General features: G+C 62.8%; 23 protein-coding genes. 4 read left to right on the plus strand and 19 right to left on the minus strand.

The annotated features are described in order from the left end of the window. Positions 1-137 precede the first annotated feature (137 nt). The 3 genes from HV670_RS14585 to HV670_RS14595 all read left to right on the plus strand — a co-directional run bounded on the left by HV670_RS14585 (position 138) and on the right by HV670_RS14595 (position 3,162). Positions 138-299 carry a hypothetical protein gene (locus HV670_RS14585; RefSeq protein ID WP_175105500.1) on the plus strand — a complete coding sequence of 54 codons (162 nt, stop codon included), beginning with the start codon at positions 138-140 and terminating at the stop codon, positions 297-299. 217 nt (positions 300-516) lie between these two features. Continuing rightward, positions 517-1,398 (plus strand): GNAT family N-acetyltransferase, encoded by an 882-nt coding sequence (locus HV670_RS14590; RefSeq protein ID WP_175105501.1) that lies wholly within the window; start codon positions 517-519, stop codon positions 1,396-1,398. A gap of 195 nt (positions 1,399-1,593) precedes the next feature. Beyond that, entirely contained in the window at positions 1,594-3,162 is a 1,569-nt protein-coding gene (locus HV670_RS14595) for a DHA2 family efflux MFS transporter permease subunit (RefSeq protein WP_175105502.1), read from the plus strand. A gap of 112 nt (positions 3,163-3,274) precedes the next feature. On the opposite strand, the gene ribA is transcribed toward HV670_RS14595, so the two are convergent. The 3 genes from ribA to HV670_RS14610 all read right to left on the minus strand — a co-directional run bounded on the left by ribA (position 3,275) and on the right by HV670_RS14610 (position 6,240). Then, on the minus strand, positions 3,275-3,925 hold the full coding sequence (gene ribA, locus HV670_RS14600; RefSeq protein ID WP_175105503.1) for a GTP cyclohydrolase II: 651 nt from the start codon (positions 3,923-3,925) through the stop codon (positions 3,275-3,277). 270 nt (positions 3,926-4,195) lie between these two features. Then, complete coding sequence (locus HV670_RS14605; protein ID WP_175105504.1) at positions 4,196-4,870, minus strand: alpha/beta hydrolase; 675 nt, start codon at positions 4,868-4,870, stop codon at positions 4,196-4,198. A 164-nt stretch (positions 4,871-5,034) separates the two neighbouring features. Next, positions 5,035-6,240 (minus strand): calcium:cation antiporter, encoded by a 1,206-nt coding sequence (locus HV670_RS14610; RefSeq protein ID WP_217478423.1) that lies wholly within the window; start codon positions 6,238-6,240, stop codon positions 5,035-5,037. Between the two features lie 151 nt (positions 6,241-6,391). Between HV670_RS14610 and HV670_RS14615 the strand changes: the two genes are divergently transcribed. Beyond that, on the plus strand, positions 6,392-6,691 hold the full coding sequence (locus tag HV670_RS14615) for a hypothetical protein (RefSeq protein ID WP_175105505.1): 300 nt from the start codon (positions 6,392-6,394) through the stop codon (positions 6,689-6,691). A 91-nt stretch (positions 6,692-6,782) separates the two neighbouring features. Here the strand turns inward: HV670_RS14615 and HV670_RS14620 are convergent, their stop codons facing one another. From HV670_RS14620 to HV670_RS14695, 16 genes are all read right to left on the minus strand, one after another. Further along, positions 6,783-7,256 (minus strand): VOC family protein, encoded by a 474-nt coding sequence (locus HV670_RS14620; RefSeq protein ID WP_175105506.1) that lies wholly within the window; start codon positions 7,254-7,256, stop codon positions 6,783-6,785. 199 nt (positions 7,257-7,455) lie between these two features. Then, entirely contained in the window at positions 7,456-8,322 is an 867-nt protein-coding gene (locus HV670_RS14625) for a carbohydrate ABC transporter permease (RefSeq protein WP_175105507.1), read from the minus strand. Beyond that, positions 8,319-9,203 (minus strand): carbohydrate ABC transporter permease, encoded by an 885-nt coding sequence (locus tag HV670_RS14630; protein WP_175105508.1) that lies wholly within the window; start codon positions 9,201-9,203, stop codon positions 8,319-8,321. The genes HV670_RS14625 and HV670_RS14630 overlap by 4 nt, the downstream gene beginning before the upstream one ends. Positions 9,204-9,241: 38 nt before the next feature. Next, entirely contained in the window at positions 9,242-10,525 is a 1,284-nt protein-coding gene (locus HV670_RS14635) for an ABC transporter substrate-binding protein (protein WP_175105509.1), read from the minus strand. A gap of 137 nt (positions 10,526-10,662) precedes the next feature. Next, the gene (locus HV670_RS14640; protein WP_175105510.1) at positions 10,663-11,592 is read right to left on the minus strand and encodes a nucleoside hydrolase; all 930 of its coding nucleotides are present in this window, start codon (positions 11,590-11,592) and stop codon (positions 10,663-10,665) included. A 107-nt stretch (positions 11,593-11,699) separates the two neighbouring features. Beyond that, entirely contained in the window at positions 11,700-12,320 is a 621-nt protein-coding gene (locus tag HV670_RS14645; protein WP_175105511.1) for a LysE family translocator, read from the minus strand. Between the two features lie 101 nt (positions 12,321-12,421). Continuing rightward, the gene (locus HV670_RS14650; protein ID WP_175105512.1) at positions 12,422-13,219 is read right to left on the minus strand and encodes an ATP-binding cassette domain-containing protein; all 798 of its coding nucleotides are present in this window, start codon (positions 13,217-13,219) and stop codon (positions 12,422-12,424) included. Continuing rightward, a complete protein-coding gene (locus HV670_RS14655; RefSeq protein WP_175105513.1) occupies positions 13,219-14,208 on the minus strand; it encodes an ABC transporter permease in 990 nt (329 codons plus the stop codon). Before HV670_RS14655 ends, HV670_RS14650 begins: the two co-directional genes overlap by 1 nt. 8 nt (positions 14,209-14,216) lie before the next feature. Next, positions 14,217-15,299 (minus strand): sugar ABC transporter substrate-binding protein, encoded by a 1,083-nt coding sequence (locus HV670_RS14660; protein WP_175105514.1) that lies wholly within the window; start codon positions 15,297-15,299, stop codon positions 14,217-14,219. 277 nt (positions 15,300-15,576) lie between these two features. Continuing rightward, the gene (gene glgA, locus HV670_RS14665) at positions 15,577-17,058 is read right to left on the minus strand and encodes a glycogen synthase GlgA (RefSeq protein ID WP_175105515.1); all 1,482 of its coding nucleotides are present in this window, start codon (positions 17,056-17,058) and stop codon (positions 15,577-15,579) included. Further along, on the minus strand, positions 17,055-18,353 hold the full coding sequence (gene glgC / locus HV670_RS14670) for a glucose-1-phosphate adenylyltransferase (RefSeq protein ID WP_175105516.1): 1,299 nt from the start codon (positions 18,351-18,353) through the stop codon (positions 17,055-17,057). The genes glgA and glgC overlap by 4 nt, the downstream gene beginning before the upstream one ends. Positions 18,354-18,628: 275 nt before the next feature. Next, positions 18,629-19,096 (minus strand): GNAT family N-acetyltransferase, encoded by a 468-nt coding sequence (locus tag HV670_RS14675; RefSeq protein ID WP_175105517.1) that lies wholly within the window; start codon positions 19,094-19,096, stop codon positions 18,629-18,631. A gap of 82 nt (positions 19,097-19,178) precedes the next feature. Continuing rightward, positions 19,179-21,593 carry an alpha-xylosidase gene (gene yicI, locus HV670_RS14680; RefSeq protein WP_175105518.1) on the minus strand — a complete coding sequence of 805 codons (2,415 nt, stop codon included), beginning with the start codon at positions 21,591-21,593 and terminating at the stop codon, positions 19,179-19,181. A gap of 53 nt (positions 21,594-21,646) precedes the next feature. After that, positions 21,647-22,459 carry a carbohydrate ABC transporter permease gene (locus HV670_RS14685; protein ID WP_175105519.1) on the minus strand — a complete coding sequence of 271 codons (813 nt, stop codon included), beginning with the start codon at positions 22,457-22,459 and terminating at the stop codon, positions 21,647-21,649. 11 nt (positions 22,460-22,470) lie between these two features. Beyond that, positions 22,471-23,373 carry a carbohydrate ABC transporter permease gene (locus tag HV670_RS14690; protein WP_175105520.1) on the minus strand — a complete coding sequence of 301 codons (903 nt, stop codon included), beginning with the start codon at positions 23,371-23,373 and terminating at the stop codon, positions 22,471-22,473. Between the two features lie 107 nt (positions 23,374-23,480). Next, complete coding sequence (locus HV670_RS14695) at positions 23,481-24,713, minus strand: ABC transporter substrate-binding protein (protein ID WP_217478424.1); 1,233 nt, start codon at positions 24,711-24,713, stop codon at positions 23,481-23,483. Positions 24,714-24,874 lie beyond the last annotated feature (161 nt).

Here is a 24,874-nt window from a genome sequence, read left to right on the forward strand (position 1 = left end):
TTGTTTTAAGGGCTAGCTTTGCACCATCGCAATGTGATGCATGTGCAGTGCCTGCCGCAAGGCGCGCCGATTGCCTGTTTGATGTTGCGATGGTTCGAATGCAGTCGACAGGATTGGCTTGAATAAAGGAGTTCGCAATGTCCGACTTTGCACCGCTGGGATCGTTTTCGCTGCTCGATGAGCTCGGGCCCACTGAAACAACGTGGCAGCCCAACGCGTTTCGCGCCAGCAGCATCGCGCCGCCGCAACCGCTGTCCTCATCTGTTCACGAGGCTGTGCCCCGGAGTGAGCTCGCCTGATACAGGCTTCTTGCGTGCCGTGAAGCTACCCGCCTCTTCGAGGCGCTTGGCATTGCGCGTCATGAATCGCCGCATAAAGCAAAGCTTTTGTAATGTAATGCAATAGAGCGTCGGTAAGGACAGCTTGCCTATATGGATTTTCCGGCTAGGATAGTGTGACGAGAAGCACCCATCCAGCCAAAATCAATCCGAAGTTCAGTCATATGAGTGGCAGGCGATGTTGTTGACGTCGGAGGACACCGCTTACCAGCTCGAGATGGCGGAAGCTACCCACCTGACCCGTCAGACCGAGTGTTACGCACGGCTTGCGGAAGATAGATCCAGCGTCGCGCTTCCGGTCGCCGGAGGCATTGCCGCGCTGACCCGCCCGGCGCTTGGGCGTCAGTTCAATCATGTGGCCGGTTTCGCCATGGGTGCATGCGCGTGTGCTGATGATTTGCGCGCACTCGAGCCACGTTATGCGCAGCGCGGCCTGCCGGTCGAGATTGAACTCTGCCCGCATGCCCATCCGAGCGCACTAGGTGCATTATCGGAGCGGCACTACGCTATCCAGGGCTTTACCAGTGTCTATGTGTGTGCGCTTACGAGTCTCGAGCCGTCCGTGCGCAATGAGCCAGACATCGAAGTGCGTACCGCGATTCCCGATAACGCCTCGCTCCCGTGCCCGTTGCTCAGTGGCATGAACGCTTTTCAGGCAAACGAGTTTGTCGCCCAGTCGGTCGCGGTCTGCGCGAACCCCGTCGAGGCGCGCTGTCCCATCCCTGTCGAATCGCTGGCCAAGATTGCAAGCGCGCGTTCCGACACTGTGCTGTTTTCGGCATGGATCGGCAACGAAGTCGCGGGAATCGCGACCCTCAGTCTGATCGACTCGCCCTATGGGCGCGTCGCCCAGTTTCGTCATGCACACACGCTGACTGCTTGTCGCGGGCGGGGCGTTTTCACGAGCCTGCTGGCCGCGCGCCTTGCCGTCGCAAGGGAGGCAGGATACGAAATTGCCTGTGTGACGGTCGATGCCGCACAAGCTTGCGCGCGGACGATCGAGCGCGTGGGGTTTCAACTTGCTTACACGCGATCCATATTCGTCCGGCATCCCGCGTAGCGGGAACGTCTACCAGCTTTCGTCGCCCGAATGCCGGAAAATGTCCGGCAAAAAAGCAATAGCTATACATTAGCCAAACAATAGCGCCGCAGGCAGCGGGAATCTCCCGCGCGTTGTACGATCCTGCGAGGGTTGCCGGCGTCCGGCGGCCTGGCTGCGCCGTGCGCGGCCTTCTCCAGCGTTCGAGGCTCCCTGTTGAGTACACCGACATCCCCTGCCGCCGCGCCGCCTCCCCCTCTCGCGGGTGGGCAGCTGATCCTGGCGACCTTCGCTGTCGCGCTCGCGACATTCATGGTCGTCCTCGACTCGTCGATCGCGAATGTCGCGATTCCGACCATCTCGGGCAATCTCGGTGTCTCGATCGATGAGGGTACCTGGGTCATCACGGTGTTTGCCGCGTCCAACGCGGTCGCGGTGCCGCTGACCGGCTGGCTGACCCAGCGCATCGGCCAGATCAAGCTGTTTGTCGGCGCGATCCTGCTGTTCGTGCTCGCCTCCTGGCTCTGCGGACTGGCACCTAGCCTCGGCATCCTGCTGTTCGCGCGCGTGCTCCAGGGCATCGTCGCGGGCCCGTTGATTCCGCTTTCGCAGGCAGTGCTGCTCGGCTCGTACCCGCGCGAGAAGTCATCGATGGCGTTGTCGCTCTGGGCGATGACGGCGGTGGTCGGTCCGATCGCGGGCCCGGCGCTCGGTGGCTGGATCACCGACAGCTATAGCTGGTCATGGATCTTCTATATCAACATTCCAATCGGGCTGTTCGCCGCGTTCACGGTCTGGGGCATTTACCGCCACCGCGAGACGGCGACGCGCAAGCTGCCGATCGATACAGTGGGCCTCACGCTGCTGGTCATCTGGGTCGCGGCGCTCCAGATCATGCTCGACAAGGGCCGCGATCTCGACTGGTTCAACTCGACGACGATCGTCGTGCTCGGCCTGGTGGCGATTGTCGGCTTTGCCGCGTTTTTCATCTGGGAGATCACCGATGCGCACCCGGTCATCGACCTGTCGCTGTTCAAGGGCCGCAACTTCACGGGCGGAACGATCGCGATCTCGATCGGTTATGGGGTGTTCTTCGGCAATCTCGTGCTGTTGCCGCAATGGATGCAGGAGTACCTGGGCTATCGCTCGGTCGATGCGGGCCTCGTGACGGCGCCCCTCGGTATCTTTGCGGTGATTCTTGCACCGATCATCGGGCGAATCATGCCGCGTTCCGACGCACGGATTATGGCAACCGTTGCCTTTGTGTTCTTCGCCTTCTGCTTCGTGCTGCGCTCGCACTACACGGTCTATGTCGATACATGGACGCTCGTGCTGCCGACCCTGCTGCAAGGCATTCCAATGGCCTTGTTCTTCACGCCGCTGACCATGATCATCCTGTCGGGGCTCCCGCCCGAGAAGATCCCGGCCGCGGCCGGCCTGTCGAACTTCGTGCGGATCTTTTGCGGTGCGATCGGGACCTCGATTGCGGGCACGGCCTGGAACAACCGGACCATTCTCCATCACGCGCAGCTCACCGAAGTCGCGAATCCCTATAACCCGACGTACGAGCAAAGCATCAGCGGCTTCCAGTCGATGTTCGGCGTCCCGGCGTCGACCGCGCGTGCGATGTTCGGCCTGAACGTCGACAACCAGGCTGCCATGCTGGGGCTCAACGATGTGTTCTGGGCGTCGGCGGTGATCTTCATCATGATCATCCCGCTCATCTGGATCACACAGCGCAGCAAGAGCGGTGCGGGGGGCGCGGCGGCCGCCGGCGCGCACTGAGACCGAGGCCTGCGTCTCGCGCGGGCCTGGTTCGTCAACCTTATTCGCCGTTTTCGTCGGCCATCGTCGCCAGCCTGTCGCCGGCCGTGGTCGCGGACCCTATGCGCCGGCCTTATTCGTTTTCGTCGAAGTAGTGGCCGAAGCGGACCTGCTTGGTCCTGATGTAGCGTTCGTTCTCTTCGCGTGCCGGAATGGCGAGCGCAACCCGCTCGCAGACCGGAATCCCATGGCGCAACAGGGTTTCGAACTTCGAAGGATTATTGCTCATGAGACGAACGGAGCTCACCCCGAGCGCGCGGAGGATGGCCGCGGCCGAATCGTACTCGCGCGAATCGTCAGGCAGACCGAGCTGCAGGTTGGCATCGACGGTGTCGAAACCCTGTTCCTGCAGCGAATACGCGCGGATCTTGTTGGCGAGGCCGATGCCACGGCCCTCGTGACCCCGCAGGTACAGCAGCACGCCGCGGCCTTCCGCGGCGATATACCGCAGGGCCATGTCGAGCTGTTCGCCGCAATCGCACCGGTACGAGCCGAACACATCGCCGGTCACGCATTCGGAGTGCAGGCGGGTCAGCACCGGCGATTCGTCCCCGACCTCGCCCATGACGAAGGCGATATGTTCGGCGCCGCTGGCCTTGACCCGGTACACATACGACATGAATGACCCATAGCGGGTCGGGACGGTCGCTTTCGCGACGAACTCGACACAGTCGTTCGGGGCGGTTTCGCCGATGACGCGCTGTGTTGCCGAAGATGTTTTCATATTCTTACTGCAGTTTTTCTAGTGAACCGGTACCGGCTCAGGCGGGTTTCCAGCATAGCCCAATCCTGTGTGCCAAGCATGTAAGGCTACCACGGGCTGCTTCTCATTACCCGTAAGTGCCCTGCGCGCATCCGGCGGGGCTCGTACGGACTCCGGGCGGACGCCATCTGAGCCGCGACGATGCCACCTCACAAAGTCGGTTCTCGACAACTGGAACCGCCAGATCGAGGTGCCCTGAGCGCTACGGGCTGTCTCGGTTTCAGACCGGTCTCACTGCGCGAAACGCGCCCGAAACCATGCTCCGATGTCCTGGATTTCCTCGAGGCTCACGGAGTGCGGCATCCGGTATGTGTGCCATTCGACCGGATAGTCGAGTCCGACCAGCGTATCGCGCGCGGCGACACCGAGTTGTAGCGGCACGACCGGGTCTTCCGTGCCATGGGCGGCGAACACCGGTGTGTGGCGATTCGCGTTTGATTTCTCGAGGGCGAGCAGTTCGGGTGACGGAATATAGGTCGACAGCGCGACGATGCCGGCAAGCGGCTCGGGATGGGTAACACCGGCGACATAGGCCATCGCGCCCCCCTGCGAGAATCCTGCGAGTACGATCCGGCTGGTCGGTACGCCGCGTTCGTTTTCACGTGTGATCAGACGGCGTATCGCTTCGCGCGACTCGCGAATGCCGGCTTCATCGGCATGGCGACGGCCCTCGTCGAGCGAATGGATGTCGTACCACGAGCGCATCACAAGACCGTTGTTCCAGGTGACCGGCATATGCGGTGCATGCGGAAACACGAAGCGAACCGCGGGTGAAGTGCCAAGGCCGAGTTCAGGGATGATCGGCGCGAAGTCGTTGCCGTCGGCGCCAAGTCCGTGGAGCCAGATGACTGAATAGTCGGGTTGCGGTCCGGTTTGCAGTTCGATCGCCGGCAGGAAGTCATTCATCGAGGGGTTCCGTGGTGTGTTCTGGGGGGCGGACGACACGATCGCGCCGCGATGATCGTGTCGACAGCGTCACCATGGTAAACGAGCAGGCGATGCCGCGCGATTCTTGCCTGACGCCCAAGGCCGGACGCCAGCGGCGTGCCTGCTCTCCAACCCTCGAACCCTTACCCCTGATAGATCAGGAACAGATAGGACGCGAAAAGCGTCAGATGCACCCCTCCCTGTAACACATTGGTCCGGCCGCTCGAGAAGTTGACCACGCACATGGTGAGCGTCAGGATGAAGAGCATCAGATCGGTGCGCTGGAGTCCGAGCTCGATCGGATGCTGTGTGAGGTGACTGATCACGATGATGGCGGGCACGGTCAGTCCGATCGTCGACAGTACGGAGCCCAGGAAGATATTGATCGAACGTTGCAGATTGTTCGCCGAGGCCGCGCGGACCGCACTGATGGCCTCGGGTGTCGCAACGAGAATCGCGATGGCGAGGCCGCCGAGCGGCACGGGGGCATGCATCGTTTCGATCAGATAGTCGACAGGCCGCGCGAGCCGGTTGGCGAGGTAGACGACCGGTGCCATGTAGGCGAGCAGCAGGGCGACATGCGCGTAGGGGCTCATGGTTCGTCCAGGCGAGGCGCGGTGGCGTTGGAGTTTTCTGCTGTGGTCGATGGTGCCGCTGTGCGTGAAGTAGCTGCGATGGCGTCGCGTCTGCAGGAACAGGAACGCGCCATAGAGGCTGGCCGACATCACGGCGAAGAAAATCTCCTGCGCGGGCGACAAGGTCGGCCCCGGAGTCGTGATCGTGAAATTGGGCAGCACCAGCACGATCACGCCGAGCGGGATGATGACGCCGAGATACGCGTTCGCGCCCTGCAGGTTGTACTGCTGCTCCCGGTAGCGCCAGCCGCCGAGCAGCAGCGACAGCCCGATCATCCCGTTGAGGATGATCATCGTCACCGCGAACAAGGTGTCGCGCGCGAGTGTCGGGTTGTTTTCGCCGTGCAGCATGACGGCCGCAATGCTCATGACCTCGATCGAGGTCACGGATAGCGTGAGAATCAGCGTGCCATAAGGTTCGCCGAGCCACTCGGCGAGCGCATCGGCATGCCGGACGACCGAGATGGCTGAACAGAGCACGGCCGCGAGCAGCCAGGCGAGCATGCCGACCAGCACCCACCGATTCGATAGCGTGCTGAAGATCGCCTCGCCCGATAGCCAGAACAACGCACACGTCAGCGCGCTCGCAGCAAGAAACCATTCGCTCTTGAGGCGCGACAGAAAGCGGCCTGATGCCATGGTTAGCGTGGAGTTCACGTGCGGGTCAGCCCAATGAAATGGGAATGTGTCGCAATGGTCTGCGTAATATGCCATGAACGCGCGCTCGAACCTACCTTCCCGATGACACGGGTGGATTCGTGCCCTCTCTTTTTATGCGTGCGCGCTCTTCGTTCCCTCGCTGAGGGCTCGGATCTGCTTGTATGATCGCCGCAAGAAACCGCTGTCATTGCACGGGAGGTGAATCATGCAGTCTCCGACCGGGTCGGTGGTCGCATTGAGTTCGGCCGCGTCGACCGTGTTTTCGATCGGCATGGTTTTTCTCGGCTACTGGGGCATCACCGAATCGACCGCCTGGCATGTCGGAGATGTCGTGGTGGCGGTGCTCGCGCTGGGCGGATTCGTCTGCCTGGGGCTCGTCCCGTGGTTCGCGACCAAGCCGACCGAGCAGGCCGACGATGAATCGTGGCTGCGAGTGGCACGGCGCGCCTTTCTGTTCGGCGTCGGTGCGATGTGGTTGGCGATCGTGGTGTCACTGCTGGTATGACTCGACGCCCCCGGTAGCGCGTCGAGTCTCCCGTCCTGCGCTGCAACAATGGGGAAGGGGTGCGCCCCACTATGCGCGTTCGGTCTCGGCTTCAGTGCGTCCCGGCGGACTCGCGCATCGCCTGCTCGTACTCCTCGGGCTTGACGTCGCGGATATGCGTCGCGACTGACCAGCGGTGGCCGAAAGGATCTTCGAGTTGGGCGTAGCGGTCGCCCCAGAACATATCCGCGGGCGCCATCTTGACAGTCGCGCCGGCAGCGGTGGCCTGTGCGACCATCGCATCGGTATTTTCGACATACATATGCAAGGTGACGGGCGAACCCTTGAGTGCCTTGGCCCCGACCATGCCGTGTTCGGGATACTCGTCATTGAGCATGAGGATCGAATCGCCGATCCGGACCATGGCATGCATGAGTTTGCCGTCCGGGCCCGGCAGACGTGACAGTTCGACCGCGTTGAACGCCTTCACATAGAACGCGATCGCGTCGGCGGCGCCGGCGCATACCAGATGTGGGGTCAGCGAATGCATTCCATCGGGGATAGGCTTGACTGCTGGCTGTGACATGTTGACGACTCCTCGTGAGAGTGAACGGATGGATGGGCGTACGGCGCAAGGCCGGTGGCTCCATCCACGACGACGAACGAGCCCGTGCCGAATCGACAGTCCAGTCAAAAAAATTTCCACGATGCCGTGAGGTGACCGGCATTGACTGAACGACCGGGATCAAGTGCGGCACCGCTTGCCGATGCTCGCCCCTTGCATCCTATTCCTTGGTGCCGCTCGAAGCCACCGATGCGGTGAAGTATCGTTGGAACGCCAGCAGAATCACGAGGGGCACGATGGACACGATGATCGTCGCGGCGAACAGGGCGCCGAAGTCCGTCGAGAACTGGCCGGCAAAATCGGCGGTGGCGACCGCCGCGACCTTGTAGTTCGGATCAGGTGCGATCAGCAGCGGCCAGAGAAATGCTTGCCATTGAAAGACAAACAGGATCAATCCCGCGGAGATCAGCGCGGGACCCGAAAGCGGCAAGTAGATTCGCAGGAACACGCCGAACCAGCCGAGCCCGTCTACCCGTGCGGCATCTGACAATTCGGGCGGGATGCCAAGAAAGAACTGCCTGAGCATGAACACGGCAAACCCGTTGCCGACGCCGGGCAGGATGATGCCGAGATAGGTGTTCTGCAAACCGAAGCTCCGAAACAGGGATAGCAGCGGCACGGCGATCGCGTCGAATGGAATCAGGAAGCTCACGATTACGATCGAAAAAATCGCTGCTTTGCCTGGAATACGGAGTTTTGCTAGCGCGAACGCGGCCATGGAGCACATGACAAGCCCGAGCACGATCGTCACGAGCGCGACGATCACACTGTTCATCATCGAACGGCCGAACGGTCCCGACCAGACGTTGACGAGGTTTTCGAGGGTCAGCCGGTTCGGGATGAAGGTCCAGATGCTCAGCGGCGACAAATACTTGAGAATGTCCGCGCCCGGCCGCAGCGACGAGACGAGTGCCCAGTAGAGCGGCGCCATCGACAGGGCGGCGACGATCACGGCGCCGACCAGCGCAAGCCGCTCGGCCGGGTGTGTGCTCTCGAGTTCGCCTTGCTGTTTCCGGGTCGTCCTCATTCGCTTCTCCCCCGCATCATCCGAAACTGGACCAGCACGACGGCCATCACGACCGAGACGAGAATCACCGTCGCCGCCGCGCCGCCCTTGTCGTCGCCATAGACGAAGGTGCGCGAAAAAATCTCGAGCATGACAAGATTGGTCGTCTCCTGCGGGCCGCCGCCCGTGAGTATTTGTACCGGTGCGAAGACAAGAAAATTGGCAACTGTATCGGCAACGAGTACGAACAGGAGCGGCCTGCGCAGCAGCGGCAGGGTGATGTGCCAGAAGCGCTGCCAGCCCTTGGCGCCGTCGAGTCCCGCGGCCTCGTAGAGGGAGACCGGAATATCCTTGAGACCTGCAAGCAGGAAGGTCATCCAGTAGCCGACGCCGACCCAGCTGACCACCACGATAATGACCGGCATCGCCTGATGCGTGGATGTCAGGAAACCCTGTGCGGGCAGGCCGAGCGCGACGAGCGTCGCGTTGATCGGCCCGTCGGGCCGGAACGCGACTCCCCAGATCAGCGAGGAAATGCTCTGCGGAATCACGACGGGCAGCAGTACGAGTGTGCGCCACAGCCCGCCGAGCGCGATCTTGCGATGCATGAGCAAGGCGAGAGCCAGGGCGATCGCGACCTGCAGGGGATTGACGATGATTGAGAACAGCGCTGTCCGGTACAGCGAGTTCAGGAAGGTCGGGTCCTGAAACAGATACGCGTACGCCGAGAAGTTGAACCCCTGCCCCGGCTTGTCCGAAGTGAGCGAATGACCAATCGCGATGAGCGCGGGCCAGAGTCTCAGCACGATCAACGCGACGAAGACAGGCGACAGCATTAGCAGGCCGACCGCCGTTTCGTGATTGCTCAAGCGGGCCCACCATCCATATCGCAGGGGTCTCATCGATCGCTTCCTGACCAGAGTTGTCCGGCTGTCCAATGCTATTTGAGCCGGCCGAACATCGCCTTCAATTGATTCTCCGCGCGATCGAGCGTGGATTTCGCATCGGCTCCGTTTCTGACGTCGCTGAACGCCTTGTTCATGATCTCTTCGAATGCGACATAGCCGATTGTTCGCGGACGGCTGACCGCCGTGTTCTTGAGTTCATAGGGCAGTAGCGTGGCGTACGGTGCTGTTGAATCCCCTCCGAGTTTCATTGTTTCGTTCACGTGATGCTCGAACGCAACCTTGTTGGCCGGTGGCAGCGGATTGGTGGCGGTCGACAGCAGTGCGCCCTCGTCGTCGATCGTCATAAACATCGCGAACTTGAGTGCTTCATTCGGATGCTTGCTATGCGGGCTGATGCCGACGGCCCACGAGTCCGTCGGTGTGACGGGCTTGCCACCGGCGAAATACGGATGCGGCGCGATGCTCCACTTGAGAGTGGCACCGGCTTTGGCGAAGTCGAAGAAATTCCACGGACCAGCAACAAAATAGGCGATCTGGCCATTCAAAAACAGAGACGACATCTGTTCAGGCGATACCCCGCGCGGCGACAGGCCGTTCTTGTAGAGATCGCCGTACCAGGTCATGGTCTTGACCCACTTGTCGGAATTTACCTCAGGCGTCAACAGGCCGTTACCCGTCAGTCCTGAGCCGGCACCGCTCGATTCGAACAAGGGCTGAAGCTGATAGTAGCGATCGACCTGTTCGAAGCCGATGCCGTATTTCGCCCCGCCGGCCTGGGCCTTTTGTGCACTGGCGAGCAATTCATCCCAGCTCATGCGTTTGGCCGGATCGGCCGACGGCGGCTGGATGCCTGCCTTCGCGAGCAGGTCCTTGTTGTAGAACAACAGTTGTGTCGATGTCCACTGCGGCAACGCATAGAGTTTGCCGTTGGCGCTCGTGGCCGCCACGGCTTCAGGCGTTGTCTTCGCGATGACGGTTGCACGCTCGGAGGACAAGTCCTTGAGTAGCCCGCGCATCGCGAGCGCGGGCACGCGGGGTTCATCGACGCCGTAGAGATCAATGCTATCGTCTCCCGCGCCGATTCGTGCCTGGACCTGTGCGTTCAGCTGATCGAAAGGAACACGTTGTTCGCGGACCTTGATGCCCGGATTGGCCTTTTCGAATGCCTGAATGACGGGGCCGTAGGTCCGATCGTTCTGGGCATGAAGGAAGTTGATGGTGACGTCCTCCGCCTGCGCGGCAGAGGACGAGATCGTGGAAAGCCCAATCAGGAACAGGCCGGCCGTCAGACGTAACGCGACGCGGTAACCGATCACAGCTGTCTCCTCAGATTCGCAAGTTATCGTTTGCCTACGATTTCAATCGTTTTGCGTAACTAACTACTCCATTAAGTGGACCGACACGGCCATGTGTCCGGGCTTTTCAGGTCCCGGCGGGCATGACGTTGTTCAGATCACCCGGCGAACGCCGCGAGCTTGACGAAGAAATCCCGGAAGATCGCATCGCGATCGACCTGCTGGGCGCACCGGATGAGGTGTCTCGAGCCATCGACGCTCCACGTCACATCGGCGTTGAGCACGGGGCTCGGCGTCAGGATCGAAGGCGTCCAGCGGTGATCGTTCAGATAGGCGACGGGCGCCATGTCCCAGATCGGCTTGGACCAGGCCATATGCTGGGGCTCATCGCGATAGCCGCGTACCCGGCCTGCCAGAAAGGAACCGAGTTTGCCCGCGGGTTCAACGTAGCGGTCGAGTTCGGGAATCGTCGTGCTGAGCGCCGAGACGACGCCATTGCAGGGCAGCATGACAAGCGGTACGCCGCAATCGAATACCACACGTGCGCCGGGCACATCCTGCTTCAAATTGAACTCGCGCGTATGCGGCCACGACAGCGCATGGCCGCCGAGCCAGACCAGCACGATGCGTTCGATGATGCGCGGCTCGATCAGGATCGCCGACGCGACATTGGTGATCGCGGCAAGCGCGATGACGTACAGGGGATCGTCGGGCGAGGAGGCCATCGCGCGGTCGATGAGATCGTTCACCGCGTCGTTGCGTTGGGGCTCAAGGCACTTGCCGACGTAGTCCTTCGAACCCCGATGCACGAAGCCCTCGTGCGGTTTTCCCATCAGCTCGAGCAGGCGGAGGATCTCTTCGTAGCTGAGTTCCATGCCGTTGGCGGGACCGGTCGAGCGTCGGTTGAAGTAAGGCGCCGCGTAGATCGCCTCGACCGTCATCCTGTCCCCCGACAGCAAGGCGTAGGCAATGGCGAACTGATCGTCGACCTCGTTGAAGGTGTCTGAGTCGATAACGACCCTTATTTTGCCCGGCCTCGGTTCAAGGCGGGCGATCCGATCGCTCTCGGCGATTTTCGGAAAATCCATGCTTATCTCCTCGTCCTTCCGAGCGCAACCGTTTGCGCGTTCTCATAACATACAGAATATCGAGGGAATGTACACTCAGGGATTGCCTTAAAGGACCGGCAGGACAGCTAGCGATCGAGAGCGAGTTTGGCGCCGAGTGAAACCAGGGCCACACCCATCAGAGCCTCGATCGGCCTGCGCAGCCGCGCATAGCCCTGCTGGACGCGCCCCGTCGAGAACAGCACGGCAATCGCGCAGAACCAGCAGGCGGAGACGCCGCCGACGATCAGGACAGTTGTGCAATGGACCCAGGTCGGCGCATGGGCCGGCAGCAAGGTCACGAATAGGCTGCCGAAGAATGCGGCGGCCTTCGGATTGGTCAGACCGACCAGCAGGCCCTTGCGATAGGAATGCGCAAGGCTGCGCGCCGGCGCGCGGCTGACGGGAGACGCACCGCCGTCCTTGCGCAGGCCCAGCAGTATCTTGCCGCCCAGATAAAGCAGGTAGGCCGCGCCGATCAGACGGATCGCTCCATAGAGCCAGGCCATCTCGGACACCACGATGCCGAGGCCGAACACGGCGAGCGTTGCCCAGACCAGATGCGAACTCGAGATACCCGCCGCGGCACCGAGGCCGGAGCGCCGACCTGCGAGTCCATGGGACGTGACGGCGACGAGGTCTGGGCCGGGGCTCACGCAGGCCAGGAACATGACGCCCGCGACGGCGGCGAGCTGGGGAAGATAAGTCATGGCGATGGTTCGGTAGAGGCGCAAATGTGAATCCGGCGGCGGGACTGGCGCTTGAATCTGTCAGCGAATCTTCACCGAATCCGCCGCCGGAGCGCTCAATTCTACGCGCTGCGCATCGCCCGGTACTCGCGCCGCACGATTTCCATCAGTTCGGTCACGGAAGTATTGGCGGTGTCCTGCTGATAGGTCACGCGCCCGCGCTGCATCAGAATGACACGGTCGGCGATGTCGAGCGTCTGCGCGTAGTTGTGCATGATCATCGCGATCGACAGATTCCCTTTCTCCTTGAGCCGCAGGATCAAGTCGATGATCAGGCCGGCCTCACGCGCGCCCATCGCGGCAAGCGGCTCGTCGAGCAGCAGGATGCGAGCATTCGAGTTGATCGCGCGCGCAACGGCGATCGCCTGCCGCTGTCCTCCGGATAACTGCTCGACCGGGAGGTCGACCGAGGGCACTTGAACGCCGATCTCCTCGAGCAGCTCGGCCGCCCGCGCCCGCATCGCGCGGTTGTTGAGCAGGCGGATCGGCCCGGGATAGACGATCTCCCGGTTCAGGAACATGTTGTGATAGATGCTCAGCGAGTTCGCGAGCGCGAGATCCTGATACACGCACTCGATACCGAGCGAGCGCGCATGGTCGACCGAACGCAGCAATATCTGTTGGCCGTCGATATAGAGGGTGCCGCTGTTCTGCTGGTGATAACCGGTCAGGATCTTCATCAGCGTCGACTTGCCCGCGCCGTTGTCGCCGAGGATGCCGAGAATCTCGCCGCGCCGCAGCGTCAGCGACACGCCCTCGAGCGCGGTGACCGCGCCGAAGCGTTTGACGAGGTCCTGGCCCCTCAGGGCTTCCTGCTGCTCTTGCGAGGATGTCTGCCCCGCTTCGGATAGCTCCCGCATCACGGGCCTCCCCGGCGTGCCAGACGAACCACATGGATATTGAAGATCATCGCCACCAGGATGGCCACGCCGAGAATGATGTTGAACGTGAACGCGTTGACGCCGATCAGCGTGAACCCGTCGGCGAGAATGCCAAGGACCGCGGCGCCGATCAGACCGCCGATGATGGTGCCCGAGCCGCCCGCGAGCGGGGTGCCGCCGATCACCCCCGCGGCGACCGCGAGGAACATGATCTGGTTGCCGCCCGCCTGCGGATCGTTCGAGCCGATCCGGAAGCCTTCGAGAATACCGGTGTAGCCCGCGAGCATGCCGACCACGATGAAGTTTCCGATCTTGATCCGGTTGACGTGGATGCCTGCCTCGCTCGCGCCGATCGGATTCGCACCCGCGGCGATCGTGTGCAGGCCCCAGCGCGTGTGGCGCAGCACGATATGCATGACTACGACGATCGCGAGCGCCCAGATGATCTCGCTATAGCCCCAGGCACCGAAATACGCCGTAAAGCGTTCGGTGCCCGGCGGCGCGACCGGCGTACCGCGCGAGATCACCAGGGTCACCCCATTGAGCAGAAACAGGGTACCCAGCGTCGTTACGAACGAGGGGATGCGCAGCACCACCGTGATCAGCCCGTTGAACAGTCCGACCAGCCCGGCGGCCACCACCCCGCAGAGCATCGCGAGGATGACGGGCAGGCCTGCCTCGCTCGCGAAGTGCATCACGAACGGCGCGAAGGCGAACACCATGCCGGCGGAGAGATCGATTTCCCCACCGATCATCAGCATGATTTCACCGCACGCGATGATCGCCACCGGCGCGATGAACTGCGAGAGATTCTCGAGACTCGCCCTCGTGAGCAGGAAGTCGTGATTCGCGATCTCGAAATAGATCATGAGGATCACGGCCACGAACAGGATGCTCAGTTCGCCCGATCGCCCGAGTGCGCGCGCGGCGAAGCCCGGCCGCGCGCGAGGTACCTTCGGATTGGCCATGTGCTGGCTCAGGAGCCGATGGGCCCGGAGCGCGGCACGATCTGCGGCTTGGTGCTCTTGCCTTCGTAGCGCGTCTCGGTGTTCAGGTAGGGTTCGACGGTCGACTTCGTGACGAACTTGAGGCCGGTGTTGATATTGCTGGGCCCGACGAGTCCCCCCGAGGACAGGAAGACGAACGCTTCGACCACGGTATAGAAACCCTGCACATACGGCTGCTGGTCGATCGTGAAATCAAGAAAGCCTTCGTGAATCAGCTGGACCGTGCGCGGCAGCAGGTCGAAGCCGCCGCCATGCACGCCCTTGGCTGGCAGATTCGATTCCTTCATGACCTGGGCCACGCCCTGCGTGCTGCCCGCGTCGACCGCGTACATGCCCTTGAGATCCTGGTGTCCGAGATAGAAGGACTTGATCTTCGACAGCTCTTCGTTGACGGTGGCGCCCGTTGCGATGGTCTGCACGTCGATCTTCTTGCCGGACTTCTTGATCGCGTCGGACGCGCCGTCGAGGCGCGGCTGGATGTTGAGCTGCCCGGGCGTCGCGATGAAAAGCGCGACGAGGCCGCTGTCGATCGCCTGGACAATGCGCTCGCCCATCTGATAGCCGGACAGATACAGATCCTGGCCGATATAGGCGAGGCGCGCATTGGCGCCGCCTGCCGGCGCATCGGCGTTGTACGAGAACACCGCGATGCCGGCGTCGAGCGCCTTGCGTACCGGCTTGTCGAATGCCTTCGGATCGACGATTGGCACTGCGATGGCATCGGCCTTGCCGGCGATCGCGGCGTTGAACGCATTGATCATTTCGCCGACGTCGGAGGTGACCGAACCTGTCCACTGATACTCGAAGCCGAGGAGTTCCGACGCGTCCTGGATACCATACTGGCAGGGCACGAAGAAGGGGTTGGTGGTCACGTGGTTGACGAATACGATCTTCCAGCGCTTGTGTGCGGGGAAAGGGCCGCCTTCGGCCGCCAGTGCCGGCGTGGTTATGCCACCCAGCATCGCCAGTGCGCCCGAGACGCCGGCCGCCTGCAGCAGCCCGCGGCGAGTGCGTTGCGCTTCGCCCAATTCGTCGTCTTGATTGTCTGCCATGTTGAACGCTCCTCCAGATGGACCAATGTGATTTCACGTCACACAGTGCGTCGTCGTCGGCATCGGTCTGGTTCGGCGCGGCTTTTGTCTCATCAAGCTGAACGGCTGCAATACCATTTCTCGCCGATCGGAACGCGAGGCAGGCTTGCAATGAGCGAAAGCATCGGGGTCGGGCGGCGACGTATTTGAACGCCTAATAATGGCAGGCGAGCGGTAATTGTCAAGATGAGGTTATTGCTCAGTCATCCATATAGGTGAAAGCACGCCCCGTCATGAGTCACGCCACACGCCATGAGGAATGGGCGAGCTGCTCGTACAAGTGGTAGTACCGCAAGGCTGATGCTTCCCAGCCGAAGTTCTGCTTCATCGCATGACGCTGGGTCGCGACCCACTCATCGGGCCGGTCGAACAAGGCGAACGCGCGCCGGATCGCGGCCGCGAGCGATGCGAGTTCGAAGCGATGGAAGGCAAAGCCTGTCGCGATCCCCTCGGCGAGGTTTTCGAGCGAAGCATCGACGACGGTGTCCGCGAGACCGCCAACGCAATGAACGAGTGGCAAGGTGCCGTATGCGAGGCCATAGAGCTGGGTGAGCCCGCATGGTTCGAAGCGTGACGGCACGGCGACCACGTCGCTCCCGGCGATGATCGCGTGGGCGAGCGTTTCGTCGAAGCCGAGTTCGATCGCGACCGCCTCCGGATGCGCCTCGGCGGCGCGCTTGAGACCTTGCTCGAGCTTGGGTTCACCGGTGCCGAGCACGACCAGCTGGCCGCCGCGTGCGACGATCTTGGGAACCGCCGCGAGCAGCACATCGATGCCCTTCTGCTCGGTGAGCCGGCTGACCACGCCGAACAGCGGCGTGTCGGTGCGCGGGAGAAGCCCGAAGCGCGCCTGCAGGGCGGCCTTGCACTTCGCCTTGCCGGCCATGTCGTCGGCCCGGTAGGGTGCCGCGATCGCGTGGTCGACCGAGGGATGCCAGACCGTATAGTCGACGCCGTTGAGAATCCCGCTGATATCGTGTGCCCGCTTGCGCAGCAGTCCGTCGAGACCGGCCCCTTGCTGCGGGGTCTGGATTTCACGCGCATAGGTGGGACTGACCGTCGTGATACGGTCCGAGAACGCGAGACCGGCCTTGAGGAACGAGACCTGGCCATAGAACTCGGCGCCTTCGATGCCATAGAACGAATCTGGCAAGCCGAGCTGGACGAACAGCGAGGCCGGAAACACGCCCTGATAGGCGAGGTTGTGCACGGTGATGATCGACGGCGGCATGCGCCGGCGTTGCGCGGCGGATGCCGCCTTCAGATAGGCGGGGGTGAGCGCCGCATGCCAATCGTGCGCATGCACGACCTGCGGCGTCCAGGCGGGGTCGGCACCTTGCGCCAGCAGCGAGGCGGCCCAGCCGAGCATCGCGAAGCGCTGTGCGTTGTCCGCAAACGGTTGATGGCCAGCGTTGAGGTAGGGGCTGCCGGGGCGGTCGTAGAACGCATCGGCGCGCACCACATAGACGCCCGTGCCGTTCGAGCGCATCGTGCCGAACTCGATCACGGGGTCGGCGATGCCGAAGCGCGGCCCCGTATGCGCGACCGGGTGCAGGTCGTCGAGCCCGGCCACGATCGCCGGGAAACCTGGCATCACGACGCGCGCGTCCGCGCCGAGCGGCTGGAGCGCGGGCGGCAGCGCGCCGACGACGTCCGCGAGGCCGCCGGTCTTCAGCAGGGGATACAGTTCGGCAGCGACATGCAGGACGCGCACCGTCACTGGCGATTCCCCTCGGCAGGATGGAAACGCCTGCCCTCGACCATCGCGTTCAGCGCGTCGCGCGTGACAAGCACGACACCGCTCGCAGTCCGGTAGAAACGCTCGGCATCGAGATCCGGGTCTTCACCGATCACCGTGCCTTCGGGGATCGTGCACCCCCGGTCGATCACGACTGTACGCAAGCGGCAGCTCCTTTCGACGGTAACCTGTGGGAGCAATACTGCCTCATTGATGTTACAGAAAGAATGCACGCGCACCGCCGAGGACAGCACCGAGCGCGAAATCTGCGAACCGGACACGACGCAGCCGCCGCAGGCGAGCAGATTGGTGCCGGTGCCCTGCAGGCCGTTGAGATCGCGCACGAACTTGGCCGGCGGCAATTGCTCCTGGTGAGTCCAGATCGGCCAGCGGCCGTCATAGAGGTCGAGCGCCGGGATCGTCGAGGCAAGGTCGAGGTTGGCCGACCAGTAGGCATCGATCGTACCGACATCGCGCCAGTAGGCGGGTGCTTCGGTGTCCGAGGTCACGCACGACATGCCGAACGGATGGGCGATCGCCTTGCCGGTCAGGACGACCTGCGGCACGATGTCCTTGCCGAAGTCATGCTCCGTCCCCGACTTCTCGATGTTTTCCTCGAGCAGCTGGTACAGGTAGTCGGCGCTGAACGCGTAGATCCCCATGCTCGCGAGCGCGATGTCGGGCTTGCCCGGCATCGCGGGCGGGTCGGCCGGTTTCTCGACGAACCCTGTTACACGCCGGTTCGCGTCGACGTGCATGACGCCGAACGCAACCGCCTCCTCGCGCGGCACTTCGATGCAGCCGACCGTGCAGTCGGCGCCGCTCTCGATATGATCGAGCAGCATGCGCGTGTAGTCCATCTTGTAGATATGGTCGCCCGCGAGCACGATGATGAAGCGCGGGCCGATCGAGCGGATGATGTCGAGGTTCTGGAATACCGCGTCGGCGGTGCCGCGATACCAGCTGTCGTCGACGCGCTGCTGCGCGGGCCAGAGATCGATGAACTCGTTGAACTCGCCGCGCAGGAAGCCCCAGCCACGCTGGAGGTGCCGCAGCAGCGAGTGAGCCTTGTACTGGGTGACGACCGCGATGCGTCGGATCCCGGAGTTCAGGCAGTTCGACAGGGCGAAGTCGATGATGCGGTACTTGCCGCCAAAATGAACGGCAGGCTTGACGCGCTTGTTGGTCAACGCCCCGAGCCGTGTGCCGCGACCGCCGGCAAGGACGATGGCCAGTGTGGACTTCTGTAGATCGTTGAGATTTGCCGGCGTCTCCATTCGAACCTCCATCTTGTGTTGACGTACACAGGGCGCGAGGGACGATCGGCTTCCCGCCGCGTGAGGCAAGGCAACTCGACGATGTGGCAGTGCAGCATGCGCTTCGGGAGCCCAGGGTCGAGGGTCGATTCGCAAGAACGATGCCGCGCCGACAGGTTAGGGCGCGCCGGAATACTGTAGTCGAAAAGAAGATTGCATTACGCGCCATCCCGCACATAAATTGACTAGGGCTGAACCCTATGTGCGTCAACCCGGGCGGGTGCGGGATGGGGAGGCTAGGTGGGGCGCAGCGAGCGGCGCATGACGACGGTCGGGCTGGCGAGCGCATCGATCACTGTCCAGCCGCGTTTCTCGTAGAACTTACGTTCGTCCGCCGTCATCAGCAGGAGGGCGGGCTCGCCGAGCTTGCGTGCGTGGGCGCAGCACGCATCGATGACGGCCGTGCCGACGCCCTTGCCGCGCTGGGCGTCGTCGACCCAGACGCCCGAGAGCCATGCGGATAGTGCTCGCAGGACGGTATCGTCAGGCTGCTGATTGACGACCACACTGCCCGTGCCGAGCAGCAGGTCCGTATCGTGCGCGACGATCGTGAACGGCAGCGCATCGGCATTCATGCGCAGGGAAAGGCGCTCACCCGCTCGCGCGACGGAGGCGGCGGGGTCGGTCAGCCAGAAGGTCTCATGGAGGGCGTGCGCAAGCGCGGGCAGGAATTGGGGGACATCGCACAGCAGGGAGAGCTGCATACGTATCCTCTTGGGGCAGGCACGGACGCCGCGGCTGCGGCGTCCGGCCCCTCGATGATACCGTCCCTCAATCGAGGCTGGATTACAGTTCGATGGTGAAGCGCTTGACGTTCGCGGCGATCCGCACGTGAGTGTGACGTGCGTCGGATTCGACCGTGAACGAGCCCGACGCGTTGGCCGAACCCATGCCTGATCCTGCGCCGGTGTCAGTCGCGAACACTTGCATGGTCGAGCTCGCGAGATTTTGCAAGGACAGCGTGCACGGCCGATCGTTGCCCTCGAGCTCGACATTCAGCCGCATGCCGGTACGGCTCGCGGCGGCGTACAGGCGGACTTCGCCGTCGAGATCGCGAACGGTCGCTCCGGCACGCGCGCCCTCGTCGAGCGCGTAGAGACGCAGTTCGACCTCGTTCGCGTAGTCATAGTCGGGCTTTGACGCATCGGCACCGATCGCGAGCAGCGTGTTCGGCCGGACATAGATCGGCACGCTCATGAAGTCGTGCCGTTCACGCCGCCAGCTGCCGCCCGCGACCTCGGTGTCGGTGAACAGGTGCGTCCATCGTCCGGCGGGCAGATAGAAGTCGACGTCGCCGGCTTCACTGAACACCGGCGCGACCAGCACCGATTCGCCGAGCATGTACTGGCGATCGAGATAGTCGCACGCGCGATCCTCCGCGAACTCGAGCAGCATCGCTCGCATCAGCGGTGTGCCGTGTTGCGCGGCGAGCGCGGCCTGGTCGTACAGATAAGGCATCAGGCGCGACTTCCATTGGGTGAAGTGCCGCAGCACATCGACAGCCTCTTCGTCGAACAGCCAGGGTACCCGGTACGACTTGCTGCCATGTAGCCGGCTATGGCTCGAGAGCAGGCCGAACGCACACCAGCGCTTGTAGATGTGCGCGGGCGCGGTGTTTTCGAAACCGCCGATGTCGTGGCTCCAGAAGCCGAAGCCCGAGAGTCCGAGCGACAGGCCGCCGCGCAGGCTTTCCGCCATCGATTCATAGGTCGAATTGGAGTCGCCGCCCCAATGCACCGGAAATTGCTGGCTGCCGGCCGCGGCCGCGCGGGCGAACAGCACCGCGTCCTTCGGACCGCGCACCTCGGCGAGCACGTCGTAGACGAGCTTGTTGTAGAGGAACGCATAGTAGTTGTGCATGCGTTCCGGGTCCGATCCGTCGTGATAGACGACATCGGTCGGGATGCGCTCGCCAAAGTCGGTCTTGAAGGAATCGACGCCCATCGCGAGCAGCCGGCGCAGATGAGCCGCGTACCACTCGCATGCCGCGGGGTTCGTGAAGTCGACGATGCCCTGGCCCGGCTGCCACTTGTCCCACTGCCAGACTTTCCCGTCGGCCTTCTTGAGCAAGTAGCCACGGGCCATGCCTTCGGCGAAAAGCGGCGACGGTTGCGCGATATACGGATTGATCCACACGCAGATGTGCAGGCCCTTGTCCTTGAGCCGGCGCAGCATGCCTTCGGGATCGGGGAAGGTCGCGGGGTTCCATTCGAAGTCGCACCAGTGAAAGGCGCGCATCCAGAAGCAGTCGAAGTGAAATACGTGCAGGGGCAGATTACGTTCGCGCATGCCGTCGATAAAGCGGTTGACGGTGCCTTCGTCGTAGTCGGTCGTGAAAGACGTCGTGAGCCAAAGCCCGAACGACCAGGCCGGCGGCAGGGCGGGGCGGCCGGTCAGGCGGGTGTAGCGGTCGAGCACCGCCTTGGGTGAGGGGCCGTCGATCACGAAATACTCGAGTCCTTCGCCCGGCACGCTGAACTGCACCTTCGCGACCTTCTCGGTGGCGACCTCGAACTCCACATGGCCCGGATGATTGACGAACACGCCGTACCCGCGGTTGGTCAGGTAGAAGGGAATGTTCTTGTAGGCCTGCTCCGTGCCGGTGCCACCGTCGCGATTCCAGATGTCGATGGTCTGGCCGTTCTTGACGAAGGCCGCGAAGCGCTCGCCGAGTCCGTAGACGGTCTCGCCCACACCGAGGTCGAGCCGTTCGAAGACATGTGTACCACCGCCGGTTTCAGTGACATGGCCCGCGGCGCGCACGCCGCTGCCGGTCAGGCGTTCGAAGACCGGTCCGCCCCCGGCGCCCGCGCCGCTCGCGTGAGTGTCGCGCAGGAAGTCGATCGCCCAGTCGCCGCGGCGTGCGATGCGCACGGTCAGCGAACCGCTCGTCAGGGTGGCTTCGTTGTCGTCGAGCCGGGTCTGGACGTCGAGATCCTCGTCGCAGTGGAGTTCGAAATTCGGCCCGACCGGATAGGCCCCTTGATAGCGCTCGATTCTGACTCCGATTACGCCCGCCTGCGGCGAGAAGATGCGCAGCGTCAGCAGTGCCGTATCGAGCTGGAAGGCACGCGAACTCACGTCGCGCGGCGCGGCGTGGACCCGCAGTTCCTTCCCCCTTAGCTGTACGTCGTGCACATGGACCGGATAGAGAACCTGCAAGCCTTCGTGGATCAGCCAGTTACCGTCGCTGATTTTCATATGGATTGTCTCGTTTCGATAAGCGATGTTGCGATGGCGATGGCGAGTCTTCCTTACTTGAGCGCGCCCGCGGTGAGTCCGCCGACGATGCGGCGTTGCAGCAGCATGAAGATGCCGAGGATCGGGGTCACGTAGATCGCGGAGTAGGTCATGATGCCGATCCAGTCGGTGTTGGTCGCGCCGACGAAGGCCGACAGGCCGACCGTCGCGGTCTGATAGCTGTCGTCGAGAATCAGCGAGCGCGCATAGACGTATTCGCCGAAGGACTGCAGGAACACGAGGATGCCGCTCACGAGGATGCCGTTGACCGCGAGTGGCAGTACGACGCGGAAGAACGCACCCGCGGGCGTAGCGCCGTCGACGAGTGCGGCATCGCGCAGATCGCGCGGCACCTGTACAAAGCTGGAGCGGCACAGCACGATGAAGAAGGGCAGGGTCTTGGCGATCTGTGCGAGCACCACGGCCACGCGGGGTGTCGCGAGCAGACCGAGGGACTTGAAGGCGGTGAACAACGGCGTGACCATCAGCGAGGAGGGCAGCGCCTGGAGCACGAGCACGGCGAAGATCGCGATGCCGGTGATGCGGTTCTGGGACTGGGCGAGCGCATAGGCAGCGCCGGTGCCGAGCACGATCGTGGCGAAGGTGGTGCCACACGCGATCGCGAAGGAGTTCCAGAGGTAGTTGGCCATCTGGCGGTCGACGAAGGTCGCGACGAAATGCGACTGAGGCGCGAGGGGCCAGAGCGTGGGCGGATAGCGGAACATCTCGGCCGCGCTCTTGAAGGCGGTGACGTACATCCAGTAGAGCGGGAACAGATAGAGCGCGGTGACGGCGAGGGCGATGACGAAAAGGATCGTTTTCTTCATGGCGCTCGCCCTCAGGCCAGTTGCTCGTGACGGATCGAGCGCACGTAGACGATGGCGACGACGAGCACGAGCAGGAGCATGACGGTGGCGACCGCGCTGCCCTGGGAGACTTCGAAGGTCTGGAAGGAGAGCTGCCAGGACCAGTACTGGGCGACCTCGGAGGCATTCGCGGGACCACCCTGCGTGAGCGCGGCGATCAGGTCGAACTGCTGCATCGTGAGGATCGCGCCGAGCGAGACGACCGCGCCGAGTGTCGAGCGCATCATCGGCAAGGTCATCGAGAAGAAGCGGCGAATCGGGCCTGCGCCATCCATTTTTGCGGCCTCGTAGATCTCGGCAGGAATGCCAAGCAGGCCGACCGAAAGCAGCAGCATATTGAAAGGCACCCCGAGCCATACGTTCGCGATAATCACCGCGAACAGCGCATAGTGAGTATCGGACAGCCAGAAGATCTTGCCGTGAACCAGGCCGATCGACATCAAGGCATGATTGAGCACGCCATAGTCGCCCGCGAACACGAGCTTCCAGATCGCGCCGACCACGAGTCCGGGCATGATCCATCCGGCAAGGAACAGGCCGCGCATGAACGATGCGGCCGGAAAGCGCTGCATGAAAAGCACGGCCAGGAGCAAGCCGATCACGATCTGAAACACCAGCGAGAGCCCGACGAACAGGATCGTATTGACGACCACCATGCGCGACTCCGGCCGCGCCATCACGTCGATGTAGTTGCTCAGGCCCGCGAAGGGTCGCACGAGAAACGCGGGGCTCATCAGGTCGACTTGCTGGAACGACAGCGCGAGGTTGTAGACCAGCGGGATGCCGGCGAACAGCAACAAATAGAGCAGGGCCAGCGAGGCCATCGCGATTTCAAAGCCGTTGCGGCCTTGAACGCGGCTGAGCAGCTTGTTCATCTTGCTTCCACGGGAATTCGTCCGGACAAACCGCGACATCGCGGCTTCGACCCATGGCGCGCAACAGCATCGTGGCCGCCATGAGTCGAAAACGCATCGTGCCCTGCCTACTTCTTCGTGACTTTGTCGATTTCAGTCGCGGCGGCCTTCATGGCCGTGGGCGCATCGGCCTGATGCGTGAGTACCTGCTGCATGGCCGTGTAGATCGCCTTCGAGATCTGCGGCCAGTTCGGGTTCGGACCACGGCCGCGCGCATACTGCATTTGCTCGTTGAAGACCGCATAACCCTCGGGCCACTTCGGGTCCTTCGTGACCGCGTCTTTTGACGGCGGCAGCATGCCGTACTCGTTCCAGTCGCGGCCGCCCTGGCTATACATGTACTCGAGGAATTCGAAGGCCAGTGCCGGGTTCTTGCTGGTCTTCAGAATCGCATGATTCTGTTCGCCCAGCGCCGAGGCACGCGGCAAACCGGCTTTCTCGACCGGCAGCAGCGCGACCGCCCACTTGAACTTCGCACCTTTCGAGACCGCGAGAAGTTCCCAGGGACCATCGATGTCCATTGCGGCGTTGCCGTTGATGAACGTCGCGGCAGCTTCGGATTGCGAATGCGAAAGCGTATCGGGCGAAGCGACCTTGTCGTCGAGCAGCTTTTGCCAGAACTGCGCCGCGCGGATCGCGCCGGCCGAGCCGAGCGAGGTCCAGTCGGCACCGGTGGTCTGGATGAACGGCAGGAACTGGAACGTGCCCTCTTCCGTGCCAATCGCCGAGAACGCGAGGCCATAGACGCCCCTGGATGCATCCGTGAGCTTCTTCGCGTCGGCGTAGAGCTCGTCCCACGTTTGCGGCGGCTTGCTCGGATCGAGGCCCGCGGCCTTGAAGGCATCCTGGTTGTAGTACAGCGCGAGCGTATTCGCGCCCCGCGGAATCGCGTAGACCTTATGGTCCCAGGTGGCGTTGGCAAGTGGGCCCGGGTAGATCTGCTTGGCGTCGATAACCTTCGATTTCGCGAGGTACGGGTTCAGATCGAGCAGCGCACCGCGTGCAGCGAACATCGCCGTGTTCGGATTGTCGACCGGCACGACATCGGGACCATTGCCCGACATGACCGCACGCATCGCTTCGTCGTTGAGCGCTGCGAAGCCCACGCGGCGGATCTGCACCTTGACTTCGGGATGCAGCTTGGCGAACTCGTTGGCCATGTGTTCCGTGAACGGATTCGGTTCGTCGACCGTCCACACGCTCAGCGTTTGCTGATCGGCCGCCTGAGCCGCGGTGGTCATCGAGAACATCGAGACGGCAACGCTGATCGCCGCGCAGGTCGCGGTGAGAGTTCGTTTCATGTGCTCCTCCAGGTTTTGTAGATAGGGGCGCTCGTTTGGCGCACTTCTTTTGACCCGGTCCAGGAAGCGTTCCGCGGGACTGGTGCCGGAACGGTTCCGGAAACGTTTCCGGGAACGCTGCGAATTCTTGTCCCGGTAAGGAGCGATGTCAAGCCTTGGCG

Source organism: Pararobbsia alpina (genome assembly GCF_902859895.1).
Classification (GTDB): Bacteria; Pseudomonadota; Gammaproteobacteria; order Burkholderiales; family Burkholderiaceae; genus Pararobbsia; species Pararobbsia alpina.

Bases quoted from the DNA above. Each gene is read 5' to 3' on its own strand.
- HV670_RS14585 (WP_175105500.1), top strand. From the start codon at position 138: ATGTCCGACTTTGCACCGCTGGGATCGTTTTCGCTGCTCGATGAGCTC.
- HV670_RS14590 (WP_175105501.1), top strand. From the start codon at position 517: ATGTTGTTGACGTCGGAGGACACCGCTTACCAGCTCGAGATGGCGGAA.
- ribA (WP_175105503.1), bottom strand. From the start codon at position 3,925: ATGAAAACATCTTCGGCAACACAGCGCGTCATCGGCGAAACCGCCCCG.
- HV670_RS14605 (WP_175105504.1), bottom strand. From the start codon at position 4,870: ATGAATGACTTCCTGCCGGCGATCGAACTGCAAACCGGACCGCAACCC.
- HV670_RS14610 (WP_217478423.1), bottom strand. From the start codon at position 6,240: ATGGCATATTACGCAGACCATTGCGACACATTCCCATTTCATTGGGCT.
- HV670_RS14615 (WP_175105505.1), top strand. From the start codon at position 6,392: ATGCAGTCTCCGACCGGGTCGGTGGTCGCATTGAGTTCGGCCGCGTCG.
- HV670_RS14620 (WP_175105506.1), bottom strand. From the start codon at position 7,256: ATGTCACAGCCAGCAGTCAAGCCTATCCCCGATGGAATGCATTCGCTG.
- HV670_RS14625 (WP_175105507.1), bottom strand. From the start codon at position 8,322: ATGAGGACGACCCGGAAACAGCAAGGCGAACTCGAGAGCACACACCCG.
- HV670_RS14630 (WP_175105508.1), bottom strand. From the start codon at position 9,203: ATGAGACCCCTGCGATATGGATGGTGGGCCCGCTTGAGCAATCACGAA.
- HV670_RS14640 (WP_175105510.1), bottom strand. From the start codon at position 11,592: ATGGATTTTCCGAAAATCGCCGAGAGCGATCGGATCGCCCGCCTTGAA.
- HV670_RS14645 (WP_175105511.1), bottom strand. From the start codon at position 12,320: ATGACTTATCTTCCCCAGCTCGCCGCCGTCGCGGGCGTCATGTTCCTG.
- HV670_RS14650 (WP_175105512.1), bottom strand. From the start codon at position 13,219: ATGCGGGAGCTATCCGAAGCGGGGCAGACATCCTCGCAAGAGCAGCAG.
- HV670_RS14655 (WP_175105513.1), bottom strand. From the start codon at position 14,208: ATGGCCAATCCGAAGGTACCTCGCGCGCGGCCGGGCTTCGCCGCGCGC.
- HV670_RS14660 (WP_175105514.1), bottom strand. From the start codon at position 15,299: ATGGCAGACAATCAAGACGACGAATTGGGCGAAGCGCAACGCACTCGC.
- glgC (WP_175105516.1), bottom strand. From the start codon at position 18,353: ATGGAGACGCCGGCAAATCTCAACGATCTACAGAAGTCCACACTGGCC.
- HV670_RS14675 (WP_175105517.1), bottom strand. From the start codon at position 19,096: ATGCAGCTCTCCCTGCTGTGCGATGTCCCCCAATTCCTGCCCGCGCTT.
- yicI (WP_175105518.1), bottom strand. From the start codon at position 21,593: ATGAAAATCAGCGACGGTAACTGGCTGATCCACGAAGGCTTGCAGGTT.
- HV670_RS14685 (WP_175105519.1), bottom strand. From the start codon at position 22,459: ATGAAGAAAACGATCCTTTTCGTCATCGCCCTCGCCGTCACCGCGCTC.
- HV670_RS14690 (WP_175105520.1), bottom strand. From the start codon at position 23,373: ATGAACAAGCTGCTCAGCCGCGTTCAAGGCCGCAACGGCTTTGAAATC.
- HV670_RS14695 (WP_217478424.1), bottom strand. From the start codon at position 24,713: ATGAAACGAACTCTCACCGCGACCTGCGCGGCGATCAGCGTTGCCGTC.